The sequence below is a fragment of the Streptomyces sp. MH60 genome, assembly GCF_002939385.1.
GTDB lineage: Bacteria > Actinomycetota > Actinomycetes > Streptomycetales > Streptomycetaceae > Streptomyces.
In genome coordinates, this window is sequence record NZ_MULI01000040.1 from 45,908 (window position 1) to 64,337 (window position 18,430).

Sequence of the window (18,430 nt, forward strand, 5' to 3'; positions counted from 1 at the left end):
TCGAAGTGTTCCAGGTCACGCGGCTGTGTCGCCCGATTCCAGAGGAGAAAAGGGAGGCTTCTGAGCACCTCCGTTCATACGAATCTACAAGATGCCCGCCCTGGCCAGCCAACTCCTTCATGGTTTCTGCGACTGACCCTGGTGGAGCACACGACGGTGTACTGAGGCCATTCCACGTGAACAACACATGAACGAGCCGGGCCCCGGCCCACGGAATTGGCTCGATCTCTACGACCACCGCACGCAGACGAGGAAGAGAGCCGGTCATGGACTTCCTTCGCCCCGCCAGCTGGGAGGAGGCGCTCGCCGCGAAGGCCGAGCACCCCACCGCTGTGCCCATCGCGGGCGGTACCGACGTGATGGTCGAGATCAACTTCGATCACCGCAGGCCCGAGTACCTGATGGACCTGAACCGCATCGCCGACCTCACCGAGTGGGAGGTCGGAGCGGACTCCGTACGGCTCGGTGCCTCCGTGCCCTACACCCGGATCATGGAGAACCTGCGCACCGAGCTGCCGGGTCTCGCCCTGGCCTCGCACACGGTCGCCTCCCCGCAGATCCGTCACCGCGGCGGCGTGGGCGGGAACCTCGGCACCGCGTCCCCGGCCGGGGACGCCCACCCGGCGCTGCTCGCCGCCGGCGCCGAGGTCGAGGCCGAGTCGGTGCGCGGCACGCGCCGCATCCCGATCGACGCCTTCTACACCGGCGTGAAGCGCAACGCGCTGGAGCCCGACGAACTGATCCGCGCCGTGCACGTTCAGAAGGCCGACGGACCGCAGCAGTTCTCCAAGGTCGGCACCCGCAACGCCATGGTCATCGCCGTGTGCGCCTTCGGCCTCGCCCTGCACCCCGCCACCCGTACCGTGCGCACCGGCATCGGCTCGGCCGCGCCCACCCCGGTCCGGGCGACGGCCGCCGAGGAGTTCCTGAACGCGGCGCTCCAGGACGGCGGCTTCTGGGAGAACGGGAAGATCATCACCCCGTCGGCCGTCAAGCGGTTCGCGGACCTGTGCGCCGCCGCCTGCAACCCGATCGACGACGTCCGGGGCACCGCGAGCTACCGCCGCCACGCGGTCGGCGTGATGGCCCGCCGGACGCTCACCTGGACCTGGGAGTCGTACCGCGGCGCCCGCCGCACCACGGAAGGAGCCGCGTGATGCGCGTCAACTTCACCGTCAACGGACGTCCGCAGGAGGCCGACGACGTGTGGGAGGGCGAGTCCCTGCTGTACGTGCTGCGCGAGCGGATGGGCCTGCCGGGCTCCAAGAACGCCTGCGAGCAGGGCGAGTGCGGCTCCTGCACGGTCCGCCTGGACGGCGTGCCGGTGTGCTCCTGCCTGGTCGCGGCCGGCCAGGCCGAGGGCCGCGAGGTCGTCACGGTCGAGGGCCTGGCGGAGTTCGCCCGGCGCCGCGCCGAGAGCGGCGCACCCGGCAGCCCCGGCGCCCCCGGCGCCCGCACCGGCGAGAGCGCCTCGCTGGACGCGGCCAGGCGGTGGCAGGCCGGGGGCACGGACTCCCAGACCGGCGAGAGCATCGAACTGGCCCCGGTCCAGCAGGCGTTCATCGACGCGGGCGCCGTCCAGTGCGGTTTCTGCACGCCCGGACTGCTGGTCGCCGCCGACGAGATGCTGGAGCGGCACCCGAACCCGACCGACGAGGACATCCGCGAGGCGCTGTCGGGCAACCTGTGCCGCTGCACCGGCTACGAGAAGATCATGGACGCGGTCCGCCTGGCCGCGGCCCGCCGGTCCGAGGGGGACCGAGCATGACCGCCAACGGCGCACCCACCGGCATCACCCAGGGCTCCCGGACCACGGGCGGCATCGGCGAGTCGACGCTCCGCCCGGACGGCGTCCTCAAGGTCACCGGCGAGTTCGCGTACTCGTCCGACATGTGGCACGAGGACATGCTCTGGGGCCAGATCCTGCGCTCCACCGTCGCGCACGCCGAGATCGTCTCCGTCGACACCAGCGAGGCACTGGCCACGGCGGGCGTGTACGCCGTCATGACGTACGACGACCTGCCCACCGACGTGCGCCACTACGGACTGGAGATCCGGGACACCCCGGTCCTCGCCCACGGCAAGGTCCGCCACCACGGCGAGCCGGTCGCCATCGTGGCCGCCGACCACCCGGAGACCGCGCGCCGCGCCGCCGCCAAGATCAAGGTGGAGTACCGCGAGCTGCCCCTCGTCACCGACGAGGCCTCCGCGACCGCCCCCGACGCGGTCCTCGTCCACGAGAACCGGAGCGACCCGCACAGCGGCCACGTCCCGCACCCCAACATCGTGCACCGCCAGCCGATCGTGCGCGGCGACGCCACCGCCGCCGCCGAGCGCGCCGAGGTGATCGTCGAGGGCGACTACTCCTTCGGCATGCAGGACCAGGCCTTCCTCGGCCCCGAGTCGGGGCTCGCGGTGCCCGGCGAGGACGGCGGCGTCGACCTCTACATCGCCACCCAGTGGCTCCACTCCGACCTGCGCCAGATCGCCCCCGTGCTCGGCCTGCCCGAGGACAAGGTGCGCATGACGCTGTCCGGCGTCGGCGGCGCCTTCGGCGGACGCGAGGACCTGTCGATGCAGATCCACGCCTGCCTCCTCGCGCTGCGCACCGGCAAACCCGTCAAGATCGTCTACAACCGCTTCGAGTCCTTCTTCGGCCACGTCCACCGCCACCCGGCCAGGCTCCACTACGAGCACGGCGCCACCCGCGACGGCCGGCTCACCCACGTGAAGTGCCGCATCGTCCTGGACGGCGGCGCCTACGCCTCCGCTTCCCCGGCGGTCGTCGGCAACGCCGCCTCGCTGTCGGTCGGCCCGTACGTGTGCGAGGACGTGGACATCGAGGCCCTCGCCCTCTACTCCAACAACCCGCCCTGCGGCGCCATGCGCGGCTTCGGCGCCGTCCAGGCGTGCTTCGCCTACGAGGCGCAGATGGACAAGGTGGCGAAGGAACTCGGCCTGGACCCCGTGGAGTTCCGCCGGATCAACGCCATGGAGCAGGGCACGATCATGCCCACCGGCCAGAGCGTCGACTCCCCGGCGCCGGTCGCCGAACTCCTGCGCCGCGTCAAGGCGATGCCCCTGCCGCCGGAACGCCAGTGGGAGTCCAGCGAGGGCGCCGACGTACGGCAGCTGCCCGGCGGCCTGTCCAACACCACGCACGGCGAGGGCGTCGTACGGGGCGTCGGCTACGCCGTCGGCATCAAGAACGTCGGGTTCTCCGAGGGCTTCGACGACTACTCCACCGCCCGGGTCCGCCTGGAGGTCGCCGGCGGCCGGCCCGTCGTCACCGTGCACACGGCGATGGCGGAGGTCGGCCAGGGCGGTGTCACCGTCCACGCGCAGATCGCCCGCACCGAGCTGGGCGTCACCCAGGTCACCATCCAGCCCGCCGACACCCGGGTGGGCTCGGCCGGTTCCACCTCGGCCTCCCGGCAGACGTACGTCACGGGCGGCGCCGTCAAGCACGCTTGCGAGCTGGTGCGCGAGAAGGTCCTGGACATCGGCCGCCGCAGGCTCGGCTCCCACCACCCCGCCTGGGCCACCGCCGGACTCCTCCTGGAGGGCGGCAAGGTCGTCAGCGACGGCGGCGAGGTCCTCGCCGACCTCGTGGACGTCCTGGAGGACGAGGTGGTCGAGGTCGAGGAGGAGTGGCGGCACCGGCCGACCGAACCCTTCGACCCGCGCACCGGCCAGGGCAACGGCCACGTCCAGTACTCCTTCGCCGCGCACCGCGCCGTCGTCGAGGTCGACACCGAACTGGGCCTGGTCAAGGTGATCGAGCTGGCCTGCGCCCAGGACGTCGGCAAGGCGCTGAACCCGCTTTCCGTGATCGGCCAGATCCAGGGCGGCACCGTCCAGGGCCTGGGCATCGCGGTGATGGAGGAGATCGTCGTCGATCCCGTGACCGCCAAAGTACGGAACCCGTCCTTCACGGACTACCTGCTCCCCACGATTCTCGACACGCCGGCCCTACCGGTCGACGTGCTCGAACTCGCCGACGACCACGCGCCCTACGGACTGCGCGGCGTCGGCGAGGCACCCACCCTGTCGTCCACCCCGGCGGTCCTCGCGGCCGTCCGGGACGCGACCGGGCTGGCGCTCGACCGCACGCCGGTACGGCCGGAACACCTCACCGGCACGGCGTGACGCCGCCGTGGCGGGCCATCGTGCCTCCCCACAGAGCCTTGAGGGCCTGGGGGGATCCCCAGCGGCACGGGTGGGCGCCACGGAACCCCGACGCCGGTGACGGCCGTACCCACGGCCACGGATTCCGGCGTCGGTTCACCCCAAGGTGCAGTACCGGGCCGTCCCCCGAGCTGACACCTCCCAAATCCCACGCCTTCGCCGAAGGCACGGGTGCACCTATGAACCTTGGGAGACGGCCCCATGACCCAGCAGTCAGTGGAGCCCGAGATCACCGCCGAAGACGCGGGCGCGGGTTCCCGCGTCCCCGGCGGACGGTCTTGGCTCGACCGGTACTTTCACATATCCCACCGGGGATCCACGGTCGCGCGTGAGGTGCGCGGCGGCATCACCACCTTCATGGCGATGGCGTACATCGTCCTGCTCAACCCCGTGATCCTCTCCGGCAAGGACGCCGCCGGGGACACCCTGGGCCAGAAGGCCCTGATCACCGCGACGGCGCTCGCCGCGGCGGTCACCACGCTCCTGATGGGCTTCGTCGGCAAGGTGCCGCTCGCCCTGGCCGCCGGGCTCTCGGTGTCCGGCGTGATCGCCGGGCAGGTCGTCCCGCAGATGACCTGGCCGCAGGCCATGGGCATGTGTGTGATGTACGGCGTGGTGATCATGCTGCTCGTGGTCACCGGGCTCCGCGAGATGATCATGAACGCGATCCCGCTCGCCCTCAAGCACGGCATCACCATGGGCATCGGTCTGTTCATCGCCATCATCGGCCTGGTCAAGGGCGGCTTCGTCCACCCGGGCAAGGCGACCCCGCTCTCCCTCGGCCCCGCCGGTGAACTCGCCGGCTGGCCGGTCCTGCTCTTCGCGGGCACCCTGCTGCTGATCTTCATGCTCCAGGCCCGCAACATGCCCGGGGCCATCCTGATCGGCATCGTCACCGGCACGATCGTCGCGGCGGTCCTCAACGCCACCGGGGTCATCGACCCCGAGCAGTGGGCCAACGGCGCACCCGAACTGCACGGCAGCGCGGTCTCCATGCCGGACTTCTCGCTCTTCGGGAACCTGGAGTTCGGCGGCTGGGGCGAGGTCGGCGCGATGACGGTCGGCATGATCGTCTTCACGCTGGTGCTCGCCGGGTTCTTCGACGCGATGGCCACCATCATCGGTGTCGGCACCGAGGCCAAGCTCGCCGACGACAAGGGCCGCATGCCGGGCCTGTCCAAGGCGCTGTTCATCGACGGCGCCGGCGGTGCCATCGGCGGTGTGGCGGGCGGCTCCGGCCAGACCGTCTTCGTCGAGTCCGCGACCGGCGTCGGCGAGGGGGCCCGTACCGGGCTGGCCTCGGTCGTCACCGGCGCGTTCTTCGCCGCCTGCCTCTTCTTCACGCCGATCACCGCGATCGTGCCGCAGGAGGTCGCCTCCGCCGCGCTGGTCGTCATCGGCGCCATGATGATGATGAACGCCCGGCACGTGGACTGGGCCGACCGGGCCACCGCGATCCCGGTCTTCCTGACCGTCGTCCTGATGCCGTTCACGTACTCCATCACGGCCGGTGTCGCCGCCGGTGTCATCTCCTACGTCGCCATCAAGGTCGCGCAGGGCAGGGCGCGGGAGATCGGCGTCTTCATGTGGGTCCTGACGGTGATCTTCGTCGTCTACTTCGCCCTCAACCCGATCGAGAGCTGGATGGGCGTGCACTAGCCGCCACGACGGGAACCCTTCACGTACCCGTGGGCCAAGGAGGACCGGAAGATGCTGGACATCGCCGAAGAGCTGCACCGGTGGGTCGAGCAGGGCCGCGACTTCGCCGTGGCCACCGTGGTGGCCGTCGGCGGCAGCGCGCCCCGGCCGCCCGGCGCCGCCCTCGCGGTGGACGCCGACGGCACGGTGGTCGGCTCGGTCTCCGGCGGCTGCGTGGAGGGAGCCGTGTACGAGCTGTGCCGGCAGGCGCTCCAGGACGGCGAGACCGTCGTGGAGCGCTTCGGGTACAGCGACGAGGACGCCTTCGCCGTGGGTCTGACCTGCGGCGGGGTCATCGACATCCTCGTCACCCCGGTACGGACGGGCGATCCCGTCCGTCCGTCCCTGGCCGCGGCCCTCGCCGCCGCCGCGCACGGGGAGACGGCGGCCGTGGCCCGGATCGTGCGCGGCCCGGCGGAGCTGACGGGCCGCGCGCTCGTGGTCCGCGCGGACGGCTCCCGCACCGGCGGCTTCGGCGGCCACCCCGAGCTGGACCGCACGGCGGCCGCCGAGGCGGGCGCCTTCCTGGACGCCGGGCGCACCGGCACGCTGGAGATCGGCGAACAGGGCTCACGCTGCGGAGCGCCGCTGACGCTGCTGATCGAGTCGTCCGTCCCGGCCCCCCGCATGATCGTCTTCGGGGCGATCGACTTCGCCTCCGCGCTGGTCCGGGTCGGCACGTTCCTCGGCTACCACGTGACGGTGTGCGACGCCCGCCCCGTCTTCGCCACCCCGGCCCGCTTCCCGGACGCGGACGAGGTCGTCGCCGAGTGGCCGCACGAGTACCTGCGGCGCACCGAGGTCGACGCGCGCACGGTGCTGTGCGTCCTGACCCACGACGCCAAGTTCGACATACCCCTGCTCCGGCTGGCGCTGCGCCTCCCCGTGGCGTACGTCGGCGCGATGGGCTCCCGCCGCACCCACCTCGACCGCGAGGCCCGGCTGCGCGAGGCCGGGGTGAGCGACCTGGAGCTGGCCCGCCTCAGGTCCCCGATCGGCCTCGACCTCGGCGCCCGCACCCCGGAGGAGACGGCCCTGTCCATCGCCGCCGAGATCGTCGCGACCCGCCACGCGGGCACGGGCACCTCCCTGACCGGCGCCCACACCCCCATCCACCACGACGACCCGACGGCCCCGATGACACCGGCGGGAGGCATCGGTTCGGTGGCGTAGCGGGCGGGGCGGACGACCGCCCCGGCGACGGGCGCTGAGTAGGTCACTGTGCGGTGGGACGCTCCTTGGAGTGCCCCACCGCTACCGGGAGGTCCGAAGGGGTGGCCTCACCCCCGGCCGGGGACCCGCCTGGGCAGGGAGACGTCCGTGACCACCGGGCGGTGGTCGGAGGCCGTGGGCTCGGTCGGGACCGTGGCGTGCCGTACCCGTACGTCCTTGCCGACGGCCACGTAGTCGATCCGCTTCACCGGGGCCTCGGCCGGATACGTGCCGGGAGCGCCCGCCCCCGCGTCGCGCAGCTCCTTCCACAGCGGTGCCAGCTCGGGGGCCGAGGGCTCGGCGTTGAAGTCGCCCAGCAGGAACTGGTGCGCGCCCGGCAGCTCCGCCCGCTCCCGGGCCATGATCCGCCGGGTGTCGGCGACCTGGGCCCGGCGCACCGCCGGATCCGCCCGGTAGTCGAGGTGGGTCACGAAGACCTGCACCGGCACCCCGCGGACCTTGAGCGTCACCTCGCCGAATCCGGGCGCGGGGGCCGGCACCGGGTTCTCGTCCTGCGTGGACAGGCGGGTGATCTCGTGGTTCGCCGCGGAACGGACCGGGAAGCGGGACAGCACCGCCACGCCGTACTCGCGCCGGGGTTCGCCCGCCGTCACGGGATCGAGGCTGTAGATCGGCGCGAAGGACACCCGCATGCCGAGCCGCCGGGCCAGCTCGCCGGCCACGTCGAGCCCCTGACTGCGGGCTCCCCAGTGCACGTCGACCTCCTGGAGGCCGATCACGTCCGCGTCGAGGGCGCGCAGCGCGGCGGCCTGCCGGTCGAGGTCGAAGACGCCGTCCGAGCCCGCCCCGGCGTGGATGTTGTAGGTGGCGATGCGCAGCGGGACCGCGTGGCCCCGGTCGGCGGCGGAGGCGGTGGGTGCCGCCACGGCCAGGGCCAACAAAGCACCCGCGAGGGACAGTTGGGTGAAGGTGCGCGCTCTGGGAGACATGCCGGCACGGTACGCGGGAAACGGCGTCCGCGAGGCGCGCGGCGCGATCTCGTCCGCGACCCGCCCCCCGCCCGCAACCCCGGGTTCACGGCCGGCGGAGCAGATGGTCGACCGTGCGGCCGAAGACGTGGCGCCCCGCACGGCCGAGGAGGCCGTCGAGGAGGGGCAGCAGGAACCGGACGTCCAGCTCCTCGCGCCACCCGACGCGTGCCCGGCCGCCGGGCTCCGCGGCGACCTCGATCTCCGCCCAGCCCCGGACCACCCGGCCGCGCTTGACCAGCCGGCACCGGCCGGGGGTGTCCCCCCGCGGGGGCTGCCAGACCGATACCTCCATCGGGTCGTCGAAGGCGAGCGGTCCGGCCCCCGTGCGGGCCACGACCAGCGTGCCCCGGCGGGTGGGGCCGGGCGGTCCGGCGGTGACGCGGGTCAGCGGCACGGTGTCGCCGTGCCGCTCCCACCGGGTGAGCCGGCGCCAGGCCTCGGCCGGGGCGAGCGGAACGGTGCGTTCGAGCGAGAAGACGGCCACCGGACGATCGTAGGCAACGTGCCACCGGTGGTGCCGGTCCCATCGGTGGGCCTGCCGGTGGGCCTCCCGGTGGACCTACCGGTAGACCTTGCCCGGCTCGGCCTTCCCCGGCGCCATCAGCTGGGGGACCGTCACGAAGACGTAGCCCCGCTTCTTGAGCGCGTCGATGATCCCGGGCACGGCGGGCACGGTGCCGTCGTAGATGTCGTGCAGCAGGATGATGCCGTCCCGGGACGACTGGTCCAGGACCCGCTCGGTGATCAGGTCGGAGTCGTTGGTCTTGTAGTCCTTGGCGGTCACGGTCCACAGCACCTCCGCGAGCCCCAGCTCGCGGCTGATGTCGTGCACCGTGTCGTCCGTGCGGCCCTGCGGCGGGCGCATCAGGGTGGGGCGCTTGCCCGTGAGGCGCTCTATCTCCTTGTTCGGGCGCTCCAGCTCGTCCCGTATCTCGTCCGGTTCGGCGTCCGTGAGGATCTTGTGGGTCCAGGTGTGGCTGGCCACCTCGTGACCCTCGTCGGCCATGCGCCTGACAAGCTCGGGATACGTGTCGATGTGCCGCTTGCCGAGCAGGAAGAAGGTCGCCGGGACCCGCTTCTCCTTGAGTATGTCGAGCAGCCGGGCGGAGTTCTCGCTCGGCCCGGCGTCGAAGGTCAGCGCGATGCACTTGGCGTGCGCGCAGTCCACGGTGCCGAGCCCGCCCGCGCGGGCCTGGGCGCCGGACGCGGCGGCCTTGCCGTCGGCCTGGGCGTCGGCCTGGGTGTCGGCGGCGTTGCGGACGGAGCTGGGGGAGTGCGTCTCCAGCTTCGTGCAGCCGCTCAGCGCGAGGGTGAGCGAGGCCGCGGCCGCGAAGGTCGCGAGCACACGCAACCTGGTCCCCGTTTTCGTCATCTTCCTGGTCAGCGAAGGCATGCGAGGACTATACGCTGCGTGTATATACGCGGTGCATAGCGCCCCCTCGAATGGATGTTCGAGATAGGTGAGAGGCGGCCGGGTTACTCACACCGACACATATGTGACGGTGAGAGTGAGGAGAAGCCCGTGAGCGAGAGCCCCGGGGCCACCGGCCCCCGAAGCGGACGCACCTGGCACCGGGCCCTGGTGACGGGCGGAGCCGGATTCGTGGGATCCCACCTGTGCGCCCGCCTGCTCGACGCCGGTACCGACGTCGTCTGCATCGACAACCTGGCCACCGGCTCCCGCGCCAACGTGGCCGACCTGGAACGCCGGCGCGGCTTCCGGTTCGTCCGGGGCGACGCCACCGACCCGGCGGCCCTGCGCGGCCTGCCCGGCCGGTTCGACCTGGTCCTGCACTTCGCCTGCCCGGCCTCGCCCGTCGACTACCTCCGGCTGCCCCTGGAGACCCTCGACGTCGGCAGCACCGGCACCCGCAACGCCCTGGAGCGGGCCCACGCCGACGGCGCCCGCTTCCTGCTCGCCTCCACCTCCGAGGTCTACGGCGACCCGCTGGAACACCCGCAGCGCGAGACGTACTGGGGCAACGTCAACCCGATCGGCCCGCGCAGCGTCTACGACGAGTCCAAGCGCTTCGCCGAGGCCCTGGTCACCGCCCACCGCCAGGTGCACGGCACCGACACCGCCATCGTCCGGATCTTCAACACGTACGGCCCCCGCATGCGCACCGGCGACGGCCGGGCCGTGCCCACCTTCATCGCGCAGGCGCTGGACGGCATGCCGCTCACCGTCGCCGGCGACGGCGGCCAGACCCGCTCCCTGTGCTACGTCGACGACACCGTGGCGGGCGTCCTGGCCCTCGCCGCCTCCGGGGAGACCGGGCCGGTGAACATCGGCGGCGACGACGAGATCACCATGCTGGAACTGGCCCGCCGGATCGTCGACCTCACCGGCTCCGGCTCCCGCATCCGCTTCGTCGAACGCCCCGTCGACGACCCCGGCCGACGCAAGCCGGACACCACCCTGGCCCGGGAGCGGCTGGGCTGGCGGCCGAGCGTCGGCTGGAACGAGGGCCTGGAGCGGACCATCGGCTGGTTCGCGCACGCCGTCGCCGCCTGACGCACGACCAGGATGGTCACTTAAGGTGACAAATCGATTCATCTCCGGAAGTGACCTGTCTCCAAGTGTTTGAGGCAACTGGCCCGCGGCACCCGCCACGCCGAGAAAGGAGTCCGCCCCATGCGCATCCTTGGTATCAACGCCCTGTTCCACGACCCGGCCGCCGCGCTCGTCGTCGACGGCCGGACCGTTGCGGCCGCCGAGGAAGAGCGGTTCAGCCGACGCAAGCACGGCAAGCGCCCGGTGCCGTTCTCCGCGTGGGAGGTCCCCGAGCTGTCCGCGCGGTGGTGCCTGGAGCACGCCGGGATCCGGCCGGGCGACCTGGACGCCGTCGCCTACTCCTTCGACCCCAAACTCGCCCGGCCCGCCCGCGACCTGGGCCTGGACGACCCCTGGGACCCGCTGCGGCTCGAGTACGCCCGGCGGGCCCCCGAGTTCCTCGCCGAGGCGCTGCCCGGGCTCGACCCGGACCAGGTCGTCTTCGTCCCGCACCACGTGGCGCACGCCGCCTCCGCGGGACCGGCCTCGCCGCACCCCGACAACGACGTCCTCGTCCTCGACGGCCGCGGCGAGTCCGCCTCCCACCTGGCCGGCCGCTACCGCGACGGCAAGCTCGACGTCCTCGCCACCCAGGCACTGCCGCACTCGCTCGGCCTCGTCTACGAGGAACTCACCGAACACCTCGGCTTCCTGCGCAGCAGCGACGAGTACAAGGTGATGGCCCTCGCCTCCTACGGCACCCCCCGCCACCTCGCCCGGCTCCGTGAGCACATCCACGCCACCGGCGACGGCGGCTTCCGCGCCCACGGCGTCGACTGGGCGGCCCTCGCCCCGCCGCGCGCCAAGGGCGAGGACTGGACGAAGGACCACGCGGACCTGGCCGCGAGCACGCAGGCCGTCCTGGAGGAACTGCTCCTCGAACTCGTCCACTGGCTGCACGGCGAGGCCGGGGGAGAGGCCCTCACCATGGCGGGCGGCGTCGCCCTGAACTGCGTCGCCAACTCCAAGATCGCCGAGCGCGGCCCGTACCGGCAGGTGTGGGTGCAGCCCGCCGCCGGTGACGCGGGCACGGCACTCGGCGGCGCCCTGCACGTGGCCGCCGCCCAGGAGGGCGCCGCGCCCGAGCCGATGCCCGGCGCCGACCTCGGCCGCGGCTGGCGCGACGACGAGATCCGCGCCTGGCTGGAGACCGCCGCGATCCCCTACGAGGAGCCGGACGACATCGCCGAGACCGTCGCCGAGGAACTCGCCCGGGACGGCGTCGTCGCCTGGTTCCAGGGCCGCAGCGAGTTCGGGCCGCGCGCCCTCGGACACCGCTCCCTGATGGCCCACCCCGGCCGCGCGGAGAACCTGGAACGCCTCAACCACGTCAAGGGCCGCGAGGAGTTCCGCCCCGTCGCGCCCATGGTGCTCGCCGACCGCGCCGCCGACATCTTCACCGGCCCGGTCCCGAGCCCGTACATGCTCTTCGTGCACGACGTCGACCCCGCCTGGCGCGCGCGCATCCCGGCCGTCGTCCACGTCGACGGCACCGCCCGCATCCAGACCGTCGAGGAACGCCGCGAGCCGCTCGTCGCACGGATGCTGGCCGCCTTCGAACGGCGCACCGGGCTGCCGGTCGTCGTCAACACCAGCCTCAACACCGCCGGGCGGCCCATGGTCGACGACCCGCGCGACGCGCTGGAGTGCTTCGGCTCGGCGCCCGTCGACCTGCTGGCCATCGGCCCGTTCGCGGTGCGCCGGGGACAGGTGTTCGCATGAGCACCGCCCCCGGAACCGGCGGCCCGCGGACCGGCTACGCCGTCGTCGTCCCCACCCTGGTGCGCGACACGCTGGCCGACTGCCTGGCCGCGCTGGTCGCCGCGCACGGTCCCGACCCCGACGAGATCGTCCTGGTCGACGACCGGCCGGAACCCGACGCCGACCCGGACGCGCTGGAACACGCCCTGACCGTCCTCGGCGACCTGCGCGAACGCACGGTGGTGCTGCGCAGCGGGGGCCGCGGCCCGGCCGCCGCCCGCAACACCGGTGTCCGCGCGGTCACCTCGCCCTGGACCGCCTTCCTCGACGACGACGTCCAGGTAGGACCGCACTGGTGCGACCAGTTGATCCAGGACCTCGCCGAAGCGGCCCCCGACACCGGCGCCGTACAGGGCGTGATCGCCGTGCCGCTGCCGGGGGAGCGCCGCCCCACCGACTGGGAGCGCGGCACCGCCGGTCTCGCCCAGGCCCGGTGGATCACCGCCGACATGGCCTACCGCACCGACGTGCTCAAACAGGTCGGCGGCTTCGACGAGCGCTTCACCCGTGCCTTCCGCGAGGACGCCGACCTCGCGCTGCGCGTCCTCGACGCGGGCTGGCGCATCCGGCGCGGCCGACGCACCACCCGTCACCCCGTGCGCCCCGCCGCGCGCTGGGTCTCCCTGAAGCAGCAGCGCGGCAACGCCGACGACGCCCTGATGCGGCGGCTGCACGGTCCCGACTGGTGGGCCAAGGCGGTCGCGCCCCGGGGCCGGATCCGGCGCCACGCGGCGATCACCGCCGCCGGTACCGCCGCCCTCGTCCTCGCGGCGGCCGGACGTCCCCGGGCCGCCGCCCTCGCCGGGGCCGGCTGGGCCGCGGGCACCGCCGAGTTCGCCTGGGCCCGCATCGCGCCCGGACCGCGCACCCGGCACGAGGTCACGACCATGCTGGTCACCAGCGCGCTCATCCCGCCCGCCGCGACCTGGCACCGGCTCAGCGGACTGTGGCGCCACCGCGCCGCCCCCGCCTGGCGGGAGGTGGCCGCATGAGCCCCGCCGGCCACCCCGTGAAGGCCGTCCTCTTCGACCGCGACGGCACCCTCGTCCACGACGTCCCCTACAACGGCGACCCGGACCGGGTCCGCCCCGTCGACGGCGCCCGCGAGGCGGTGGCGCTGCTGCGCGCCCACGGCATCCGCGTCGGCGTCGTCACCAACCAGTCCGGCGTGGCCCGCGGCCTGATCAGCGACGGCGATGTCCGGCGCGTCAACCGCCGCATCGACGACCTGATCGGCCCCTTCGACGTCTGGGCCGTCTGCCCGCACGGCCCCGACGACGGCTGCCACTGCCGCAAGCCGCAGCCGGGCATGGTCCTGTGGGCCGCCGGACGCGTGTGCACCGGCCCCGCCGACTGCGTCGTCGTCGGCGACATCGGAGCGGACATGGAGGCCGCCGAACGCGCCGGCGCCCACGGCATCCTGGTCCCCAACGACCGCACCCGCCCGGAGGAGACGGCCGCCGCCGCCCACGTCGCCCCGGACCTCCGCACCGCCGTACGGGCGGTCCTCGACGGCCTGCCCACGGGCCGGGTCCTGGCGAACGAGCGGCCCCCGGAGGCGGCGGGCGGCCCACGGGCCACCACCCCCGCCGACGGCCCCGGAGCCGTGCGGATCCCACCGGCCACCGCCCCCGGACCGGGCGCCTTCGCCCCCGGGAACGCGCGCGGGGACGGTTCGGCGGCCGCGGGGGCGGTGCGGACGCGGGCCGTCGGCGACAGCCGCGGGAGGCCGTCATGAAGGCGCTCGTCACCCGGCTCGACAGCTTCGGCGACGTGCTGCTCGCCGGACCCGCCGTGCGGGCCGTCGCCGCGCGCGCCGACCACGTCACCCTGCTGTGCGGATCACGCGGCGCGCCCGCCGCCCGGCTGCTGCCCGGCGTCGACGAGGTGCTGGTGTGGGAGGCGCCGTGGGGCGGGTTCGAGCCGCCCGAGGTGAGACGGGACGACATCGACGCGCTCGTGGAGCGGATCGACGCCGACACCGCGCTGGTCCTCACCTCCTTCCACCAGTCCCCGCTGCCCACCGCCCTGGTGCTGCGCCTGGCCGGCGTCGGGTACATCGCCGCCGACAGCGTGGACTACCCCGGATCGCTCCTCGACCTGCGCCACCAGCGCGCCCCGCACGCCCACGAGGCCGAGGCGGCACTGGACCTCGCCGAGGCGGCCGGGTTCCCGTGCCCCGACGACGGACGGCTCCGGGTCCACCCGCCGCCCCCCGCCGAGGCCCTCACCGGGCCCGGCCCGTACGTCGTCCTGCACCCCGGCGCCAGCGTCCCCGCCCGCGCCTGGAGCCCCGAGCGCGCCGCCGAGGCCGTACGCGAACTCGCCGCCGCCGGACACCGCGTGCTGGTCACCGGCGGCCCCGGCGAGCGCGACCTCACCGCACACGTCGCAGGCCGGCACGGCACCGACCTCGGCGGCCGCACCGACGCCCCCGAACTGGCCGGCGTCCTCGCGGGCGCGGCCGTCGTCGTCACCGGCAACACCGCGCCCGCCCACCTCGCCGCCGCCGTCGGCACCCCCGTCGTCTCCCTGTTCGCGCCCGTCGTACCCGCCGAGCGCTGGCGCCCGTACGGCGTCCCCTACGTCCTGCTGGGCGACCAGGACGCGCCCTGCGCCGACAGCAGGGCCCGGGACTGCCCCGTCCCCGGCCACCCCTGCCTGAACACCGTCACGGCCACCGACGTGGCCGCCGCCGTCGAGAAACTGCTGGGGGAGACATGAGGATCCTCATCTGGCACGTGCACGGGTCGTGGACCACGGCCTTCGTGCAGGGCCCGCACACCTACCTCGTCCCCGTCACCCGCGACCGCGGCCCCGACGGCCTCGGCCGCGCCCGCACCTGGGACTGGCCCGACTCCGTCGTGGAGGTACCGCCGGAGCGGCTGCGGGACGAGGAGATCGACCTGGTGATCCTCCAGCGCCCGCACGAACTCGACCTGGTCGACCGGTGGCTGGGCCGCCGCCCGCCGCTGGTCTACCTGGAGCACAACGCCCCCGACGGCGACGTGCCCCGCACCCGCCACCCGGCCGCGGACATCCCGGGCGTCACCCTCGTCCACGTCACCCACTTCAACCGGCTGATGTGGGACGCGGGTCCGGCGGACACCGCCGTCGTCGAGCACGGCATCGTCGACCCCGGCCACCGCTGGACCGGCGAGCTGGAACGCGCCGCCGTCGTCGTCAACGAGCCGATCCGGCGCGGGCGTACGACCGGAACCGACCTGCTCCCCGAGTTCTCCCGCGCGGCGCCGCTCGACGTGTTCGGCATGCGCACCGAGGGACTCGCCGACCACCTCGGCGTCGACCCCGGCCGCTGCCGCACCCAGGACGTCCCCCAGAGCGAGCTGCACACCGAGCTGGCCCGCCGCCGCGTCTACGTCCACCCCGTCCGCTGGACCTCCCTCGGCCTGTCCCTGCTGGAGGCCATGCACCTGGGCATGCCCGTGGTCGCCCTCGCCACCACCGAGGTCACCGAGGCCGTGCCGCCCGGCGCGGGAGTGGTCTCGAACCGCATCGACGTACTGACCGACGCCGTACGCGACTTCCTCGCCGACCCCCTGCACGCGCGGGCGGTCGGCGAGGCGGCCCGTGCGGCGGCCCTGGCCCACTACGGGCTGCCCCGCTTCCTGGACGACTGGGAGCGGCTGCTCAAGGAGGTGACCCGATGAGGATCGCCATGGTGTCCGAGCACGCGAGCCCCCTCGCCGCGCTCGGCGGCGTGGACGCCGGTGGACAGAACGTCTACGTGGCCCGTCTCGCCGAGGAGTTGGCGGGGCGCGGCCACGACGTCACGGTCTACACCCGCCGGGACGCCACCGACCTGCCCGACCGGGTGCCCCTGCCCGGCGGAGCGGTCGTCGAACACGTACCCGCCGGACCACCCGTGTCCGTCCCCAAGGACGAACTGTTCCCGCACATGCCCGCCTTCGGCGCCCACCTGGCCCGCGCCTGGGCCCGGGAGCGGCCCGACGTGGTGCACGCCCACTTCTGGATGTCCGGCATGGCCTCGCAGCTCGGCGCGGCCCCGCACGGCATCCCCCTCGTCCAGACCTTCCACGCCCTCGGCACCGTCAAGCGGCGCCACCAGGGCATGCGGGACACCAGCCCCTACGAGCGGATCGGCATCGAACGGCAGCTCGGCCGGACCTGCGAACGGGTCCTGGCCACCTGCACCGACGAGGTCGTGGAACTCGGCGACATGGGCGTGCCGCCCCGGCAGGTCTCCGTCGTGCCCTGCGGTGTGGACGCCGAGCACTTCCACCCCGCCGCCGACACCGGCCGCACCCCCGAGCGACGCCTGCGGCACCGGCTCCTCGCCTGCGGACGACTCGTCCCGCGCAAGGGCTACGACCTGGCCATCCGCGCCCTGGCCCACATCCCCGACACCGAACTCCTCATCGCCGGCGGCCCGCCGGCCGGCGCCGTGGAGGCCGAACCCGAGGCCCGGCGCCTGACCGGCATCGCCCGCCGCGCCGGCGTCGCCGACCGGGTGCGGCTGCTCGGCGCGGTCGACCCGGACGACATGCCCGCCCTGCTCCGCAGCTCCGACCTGGTGCTGTGCACCCCGGTGTACGAACCGTTCGGCATCGTGCCGCTGGAGGCCATGGCGTGCGGCGTACCCGTCCTCGCCACCGACGTCGGCGGCCACCGCGACTCCGTCGCCGACGGCGTCACCGGCCGCCTGGTCACCCCGCAGGACCCCGCAGCCGTCGCCGAGGCCGCCCGCGAACTGCTCGCCGACGAGCGGCTGCGCCGCCAGTACGGCCGCAACGGCCGCGAACGCGTGCTGCGGCACTACACCTGGGCGCGCGTCGCCGACGGCGCGGAACAGGTGTACCGCCTGACCCGTTCCGAGCACGCGGTGTCGACGGAGGTGGCGTCATGACCGTGCACCCGCCCGTCGTCGGGCACTGCGACGAACTCCAGGAGGCGCTCGGGGCGTTCCGCGCCTCCGCGCACATCACCGAGCGCTGGGGCGAGCGGCTCGCGGCCGTACTCGGCGGCGGCGGCCGGCTGCTCGCCGCGGGCAACGGCGGCAGCGCCGCCCAGGCCCAGCACCTGACCGCCGAACTCGTCGGCCGCTACCGCGACGACCGCCCGCCGTTCTCCGCGATCGCCCTGCACGCCGACACCTCCTCCACCACCGCCATCGCCAACGACTACGGCGTCGACGAGGTGTTCGCCCGCCAGGTCCGCGCCCACGGCCGCGAGGGCGACGTCCTGATGCTGCTGTCCACCTCCGGCGCCAGCGCCAACCTGCTCTCCGCGGCCGACGCGGCCCGCGCGGCCGGGGTACGGGTCTGGGCGCTCACCGGCTGCGCCCCCAACCCGCTCATGGCGGGCAGCGACGAGTCCCTGTGCGTCGAGGCGCCCTCGACGGCCACCGTCCAGGAGATCCACCTGGTCGCCGTCCACATGATCTGCGCGGCCTTCGACGCCGCCCTGGAGCGCGGCGCACGGGGCGTACGGAGCACCGGACGCGCCGGGCGCGCGGCGCAGCGGAAGCGGAGGTGACGGGACACATGGCTGACAGGACACCGCTGGTCGTGGTCGGCGACGCGCTGCTCGACCGCGACCTCACCGGCTCCGCCGACCGGCTCGCACCGGACGCGCCGGTCCCGGTCGTCTCGGAGTGCGCCGAACGCGTCCGCCCGGGCGGCGCCGCCCTCGCCGCGTACCTCGCCGCCCGCGACGGCCGCGAGGTCACCCTGATCGCGGGCATGGGCGACGACCCGGCCGGGCTCGCCCTGCGCGAACTGCTCGCACCCTGGCTGACCCTGATCCCGCTGCCCCTGACCGGCACGGTGCCGGAGAAGACCCGTGTCCTCGCCCAGGACCGTCCCGTCGTCCGCCTCGACCGGGGCGGCGGCCGGGTCCGCGAGGCCACGGACGAGGCCCGCGACGCGCTGCGGTCCGCCCGCGCCGTCCTGGTCTCCGACTACGGCCGGGGCGCGGCGGACGCCCTGCGCGACGTGCTCGCCGCGCGCCCGCCGCTGGTCTGGGACCCGCACCCGCGCGGGGG

At 74.0% G+C, this 18,430-nt stretch carries 16 protein-coding genes and 1 pseudogene; 14 read left to right on the forward strand and 3 right to left on the reverse strand.

Going from position 1 to position 18,430, the window contains the following annotated elements:
• Positions 1-266: 266 nt before the first annotated feature.
• The 5 genes from BZZ08_RS23250 to BZZ08_RS23270 all read left to right on the forward strand — a co-directional run bounded on the left by BZZ08_RS23250 (position 267) and on the right by BZZ08_RS23270 (position 7,059).
• A complete protein-coding gene (locus BZZ08_RS23250) occupies positions 267-1,157 on the forward strand; it encodes an FAD binding domain-containing protein (RefSeq protein ID WP_104634189.1) in 891 nt (296 codons plus the stop codon).
• The gene (locus BZZ08_RS23255) at positions 1,157-1,768 is read left to right on the forward strand and encodes a (2Fe-2S)-binding protein (RefSeq protein ID WP_104634190.1); all 612 of its coding nucleotides are present in this window, start codon (positions 1,157-1,159) and stop codon (positions 1,766-1,768) included. The genes BZZ08_RS23250 and BZZ08_RS23255 overlap by 1 nt, the downstream gene beginning before the upstream one ends.
• On the forward strand, positions 1,765-4,149 hold the full coding sequence (locus tag BZZ08_RS23260) for a xanthine dehydrogenase family protein molybdopterin-binding subunit (RefSeq protein WP_104634191.1): 2,385 nt from the start codon (positions 1,765-1,767) through the stop codon (positions 4,147-4,149). The genes BZZ08_RS23255 and BZZ08_RS23260 overlap by 4 nt, the downstream gene beginning before the upstream one ends.
• Before the next feature lie 240 nt (positions 4,150-4,389).
• Entirely contained in the window at positions 4,390-5,847 is a 1,458-nt protein-coding gene (locus BZZ08_RS23265) for an NCS2 family permease (protein WP_104634192.1), read from the forward strand.
• 51 nt (positions 5,848-5,898) lie between these two features.
• Positions 5,899-7,059, forward strand: coding sequence for an XdhC family protein (locus tag BZZ08_RS23270; RefSeq protein WP_104634193.1), 1,161 nt, complete (start codon positions 5,899-5,901; stop codon positions 7,057-7,059).
• Positions 7,060-7,166: 107 nt separating this feature from the next.
• Here the strand turns inward: BZZ08_RS23270 and BZZ08_RS23275 are convergent, their stop codons facing one another.
• From BZZ08_RS23275 to BZZ08_RS23285, 3 genes are all read right to left on the reverse strand, one after another.
• Positions 7,167-8,048, reverse strand: coding sequence for an endonuclease/exonuclease/phosphatase family protein (locus BZZ08_RS23275; protein WP_198601647.1), 882 nt, complete (start codon positions 8,046-8,048; stop codon positions 7,167-7,169).
• Positions 8,049-8,133: 85 nt separating this feature from the next.
• On the reverse strand, positions 8,134-8,574 hold the full coding sequence (locus BZZ08_RS23280) for an Immediate-early protein 2 (protein WP_104634195.1): 441 nt from the start codon (positions 8,572-8,574) through the stop codon (positions 8,134-8,136).
• Positions 8,575-8,649: 75 nt separating this feature from the next.
• On the reverse strand, positions 8,650-9,483 hold the full coding sequence (locus BZZ08_RS23285; RefSeq protein ID WP_198601648.1) for a polysaccharide deacetylase family protein: 834 nt from the start codon (positions 9,481-9,483) through the stop codon (positions 8,650-8,652).
• A gap of 129 nt (positions 9,484-9,612) precedes the next feature.
• Between BZZ08_RS23285 and BZZ08_RS23290 the strand changes: the two genes are divergently transcribed.
• The 9 genes and pseudogenes from BZZ08_RS23290 to BZZ08_RS23330 form a co-directional block, all read left to right on the forward strand.
• A complete protein-coding gene (locus tag BZZ08_RS23290) occupies positions 9,613-10,605 on the forward strand; it encodes an NAD-dependent epimerase/dehydratase family protein (protein ID WP_104634197.1) in 993 nt (330 codons plus the stop codon).
• Positions 10,606-10,725: 120 nt separating this feature from the next.
• Positions 10,726-12,366 carry a carbamoyltransferase family protein gene (locus tag BZZ08_RS23295; protein ID WP_104634198.1) on the forward strand — a complete coding sequence of 547 codons (1,641 nt, stop codon included), beginning with the start codon at positions 10,726-10,728 and terminating at the stop codon, positions 12,364-12,366.
• Positions 12,363-13,397, forward strand: a complete 1,035-nt coding sequence (locus BZZ08_RS23300) for a glycosyltransferase (RefSeq protein ID WP_104634199.1) — start codon at positions 12,363-12,365, stop codon at positions 13,395-13,397. Before BZZ08_RS23295 ends, BZZ08_RS23300 begins: the two co-directional genes overlap by 4 nt.
• Positions 13,394-14,143, forward strand: a complete 750-nt coding sequence (locus BZZ08_RS23305) for a D-glycero-alpha-D-manno-heptose-1,7-bisphosphate 7-phosphatase (RefSeq protein WP_104634200.1) — start codon at positions 13,394-13,396, stop codon at positions 14,141-14,143. Before BZZ08_RS23300 ends, BZZ08_RS23305 begins: the two co-directional genes overlap by 4 nt.
• The gene (locus BZZ08_RS23310; protein ID WP_104634201.1) at positions 14,140-15,129 is read left to right on the forward strand and encodes a glycosyltransferase family 9 protein; all 990 of its coding nucleotides are present in this window, start codon (positions 14,140-14,142) and stop codon (positions 15,127-15,129) included. Before BZZ08_RS23305 ends, BZZ08_RS23310 begins: the two co-directional genes overlap by 4 nt.
• Positions 15,126-16,076 (forward strand): glycosyltransferase, encoded by a 951-nt coding sequence (locus BZZ08_RS23315; protein ID WP_104634202.1) that lies wholly within the window; start codon positions 15,126-15,128, stop codon positions 16,074-16,076. Before BZZ08_RS23310 ends, BZZ08_RS23315 begins: the two co-directional genes overlap by 4 nt.
• Complete coding sequence (locus BZZ08_RS23320) at positions 16,073-17,293, forward strand: glycosyltransferase family 4 protein (protein ID WP_104634203.1); 1,221 nt, start codon at positions 16,073-16,075, stop codon at positions 17,291-17,293. The genes BZZ08_RS23315 and BZZ08_RS23320 overlap by 4 nt, the downstream gene beginning before the upstream one ends.
• A complete protein-coding gene (locus BZZ08_RS23325; RefSeq protein ID WP_104634204.1) occupies positions 17,290-17,922 on the forward strand; it encodes a D-sedoheptulose-7-phosphate isomerase in 633 nt (210 codons plus the stop codon). The genes BZZ08_RS23320 and BZZ08_RS23325 overlap by 4 nt, the downstream gene beginning before the upstream one ends.
• An 8-nt stretch (positions 17,923-17,930) precedes the next feature.
• Positions 17,931-18,430, forward strand: a pseudogene (locus BZZ08_RS23330) (D-beta-D-heptose 1-phosphate adenosyltransferase); the annotation flags it as partial.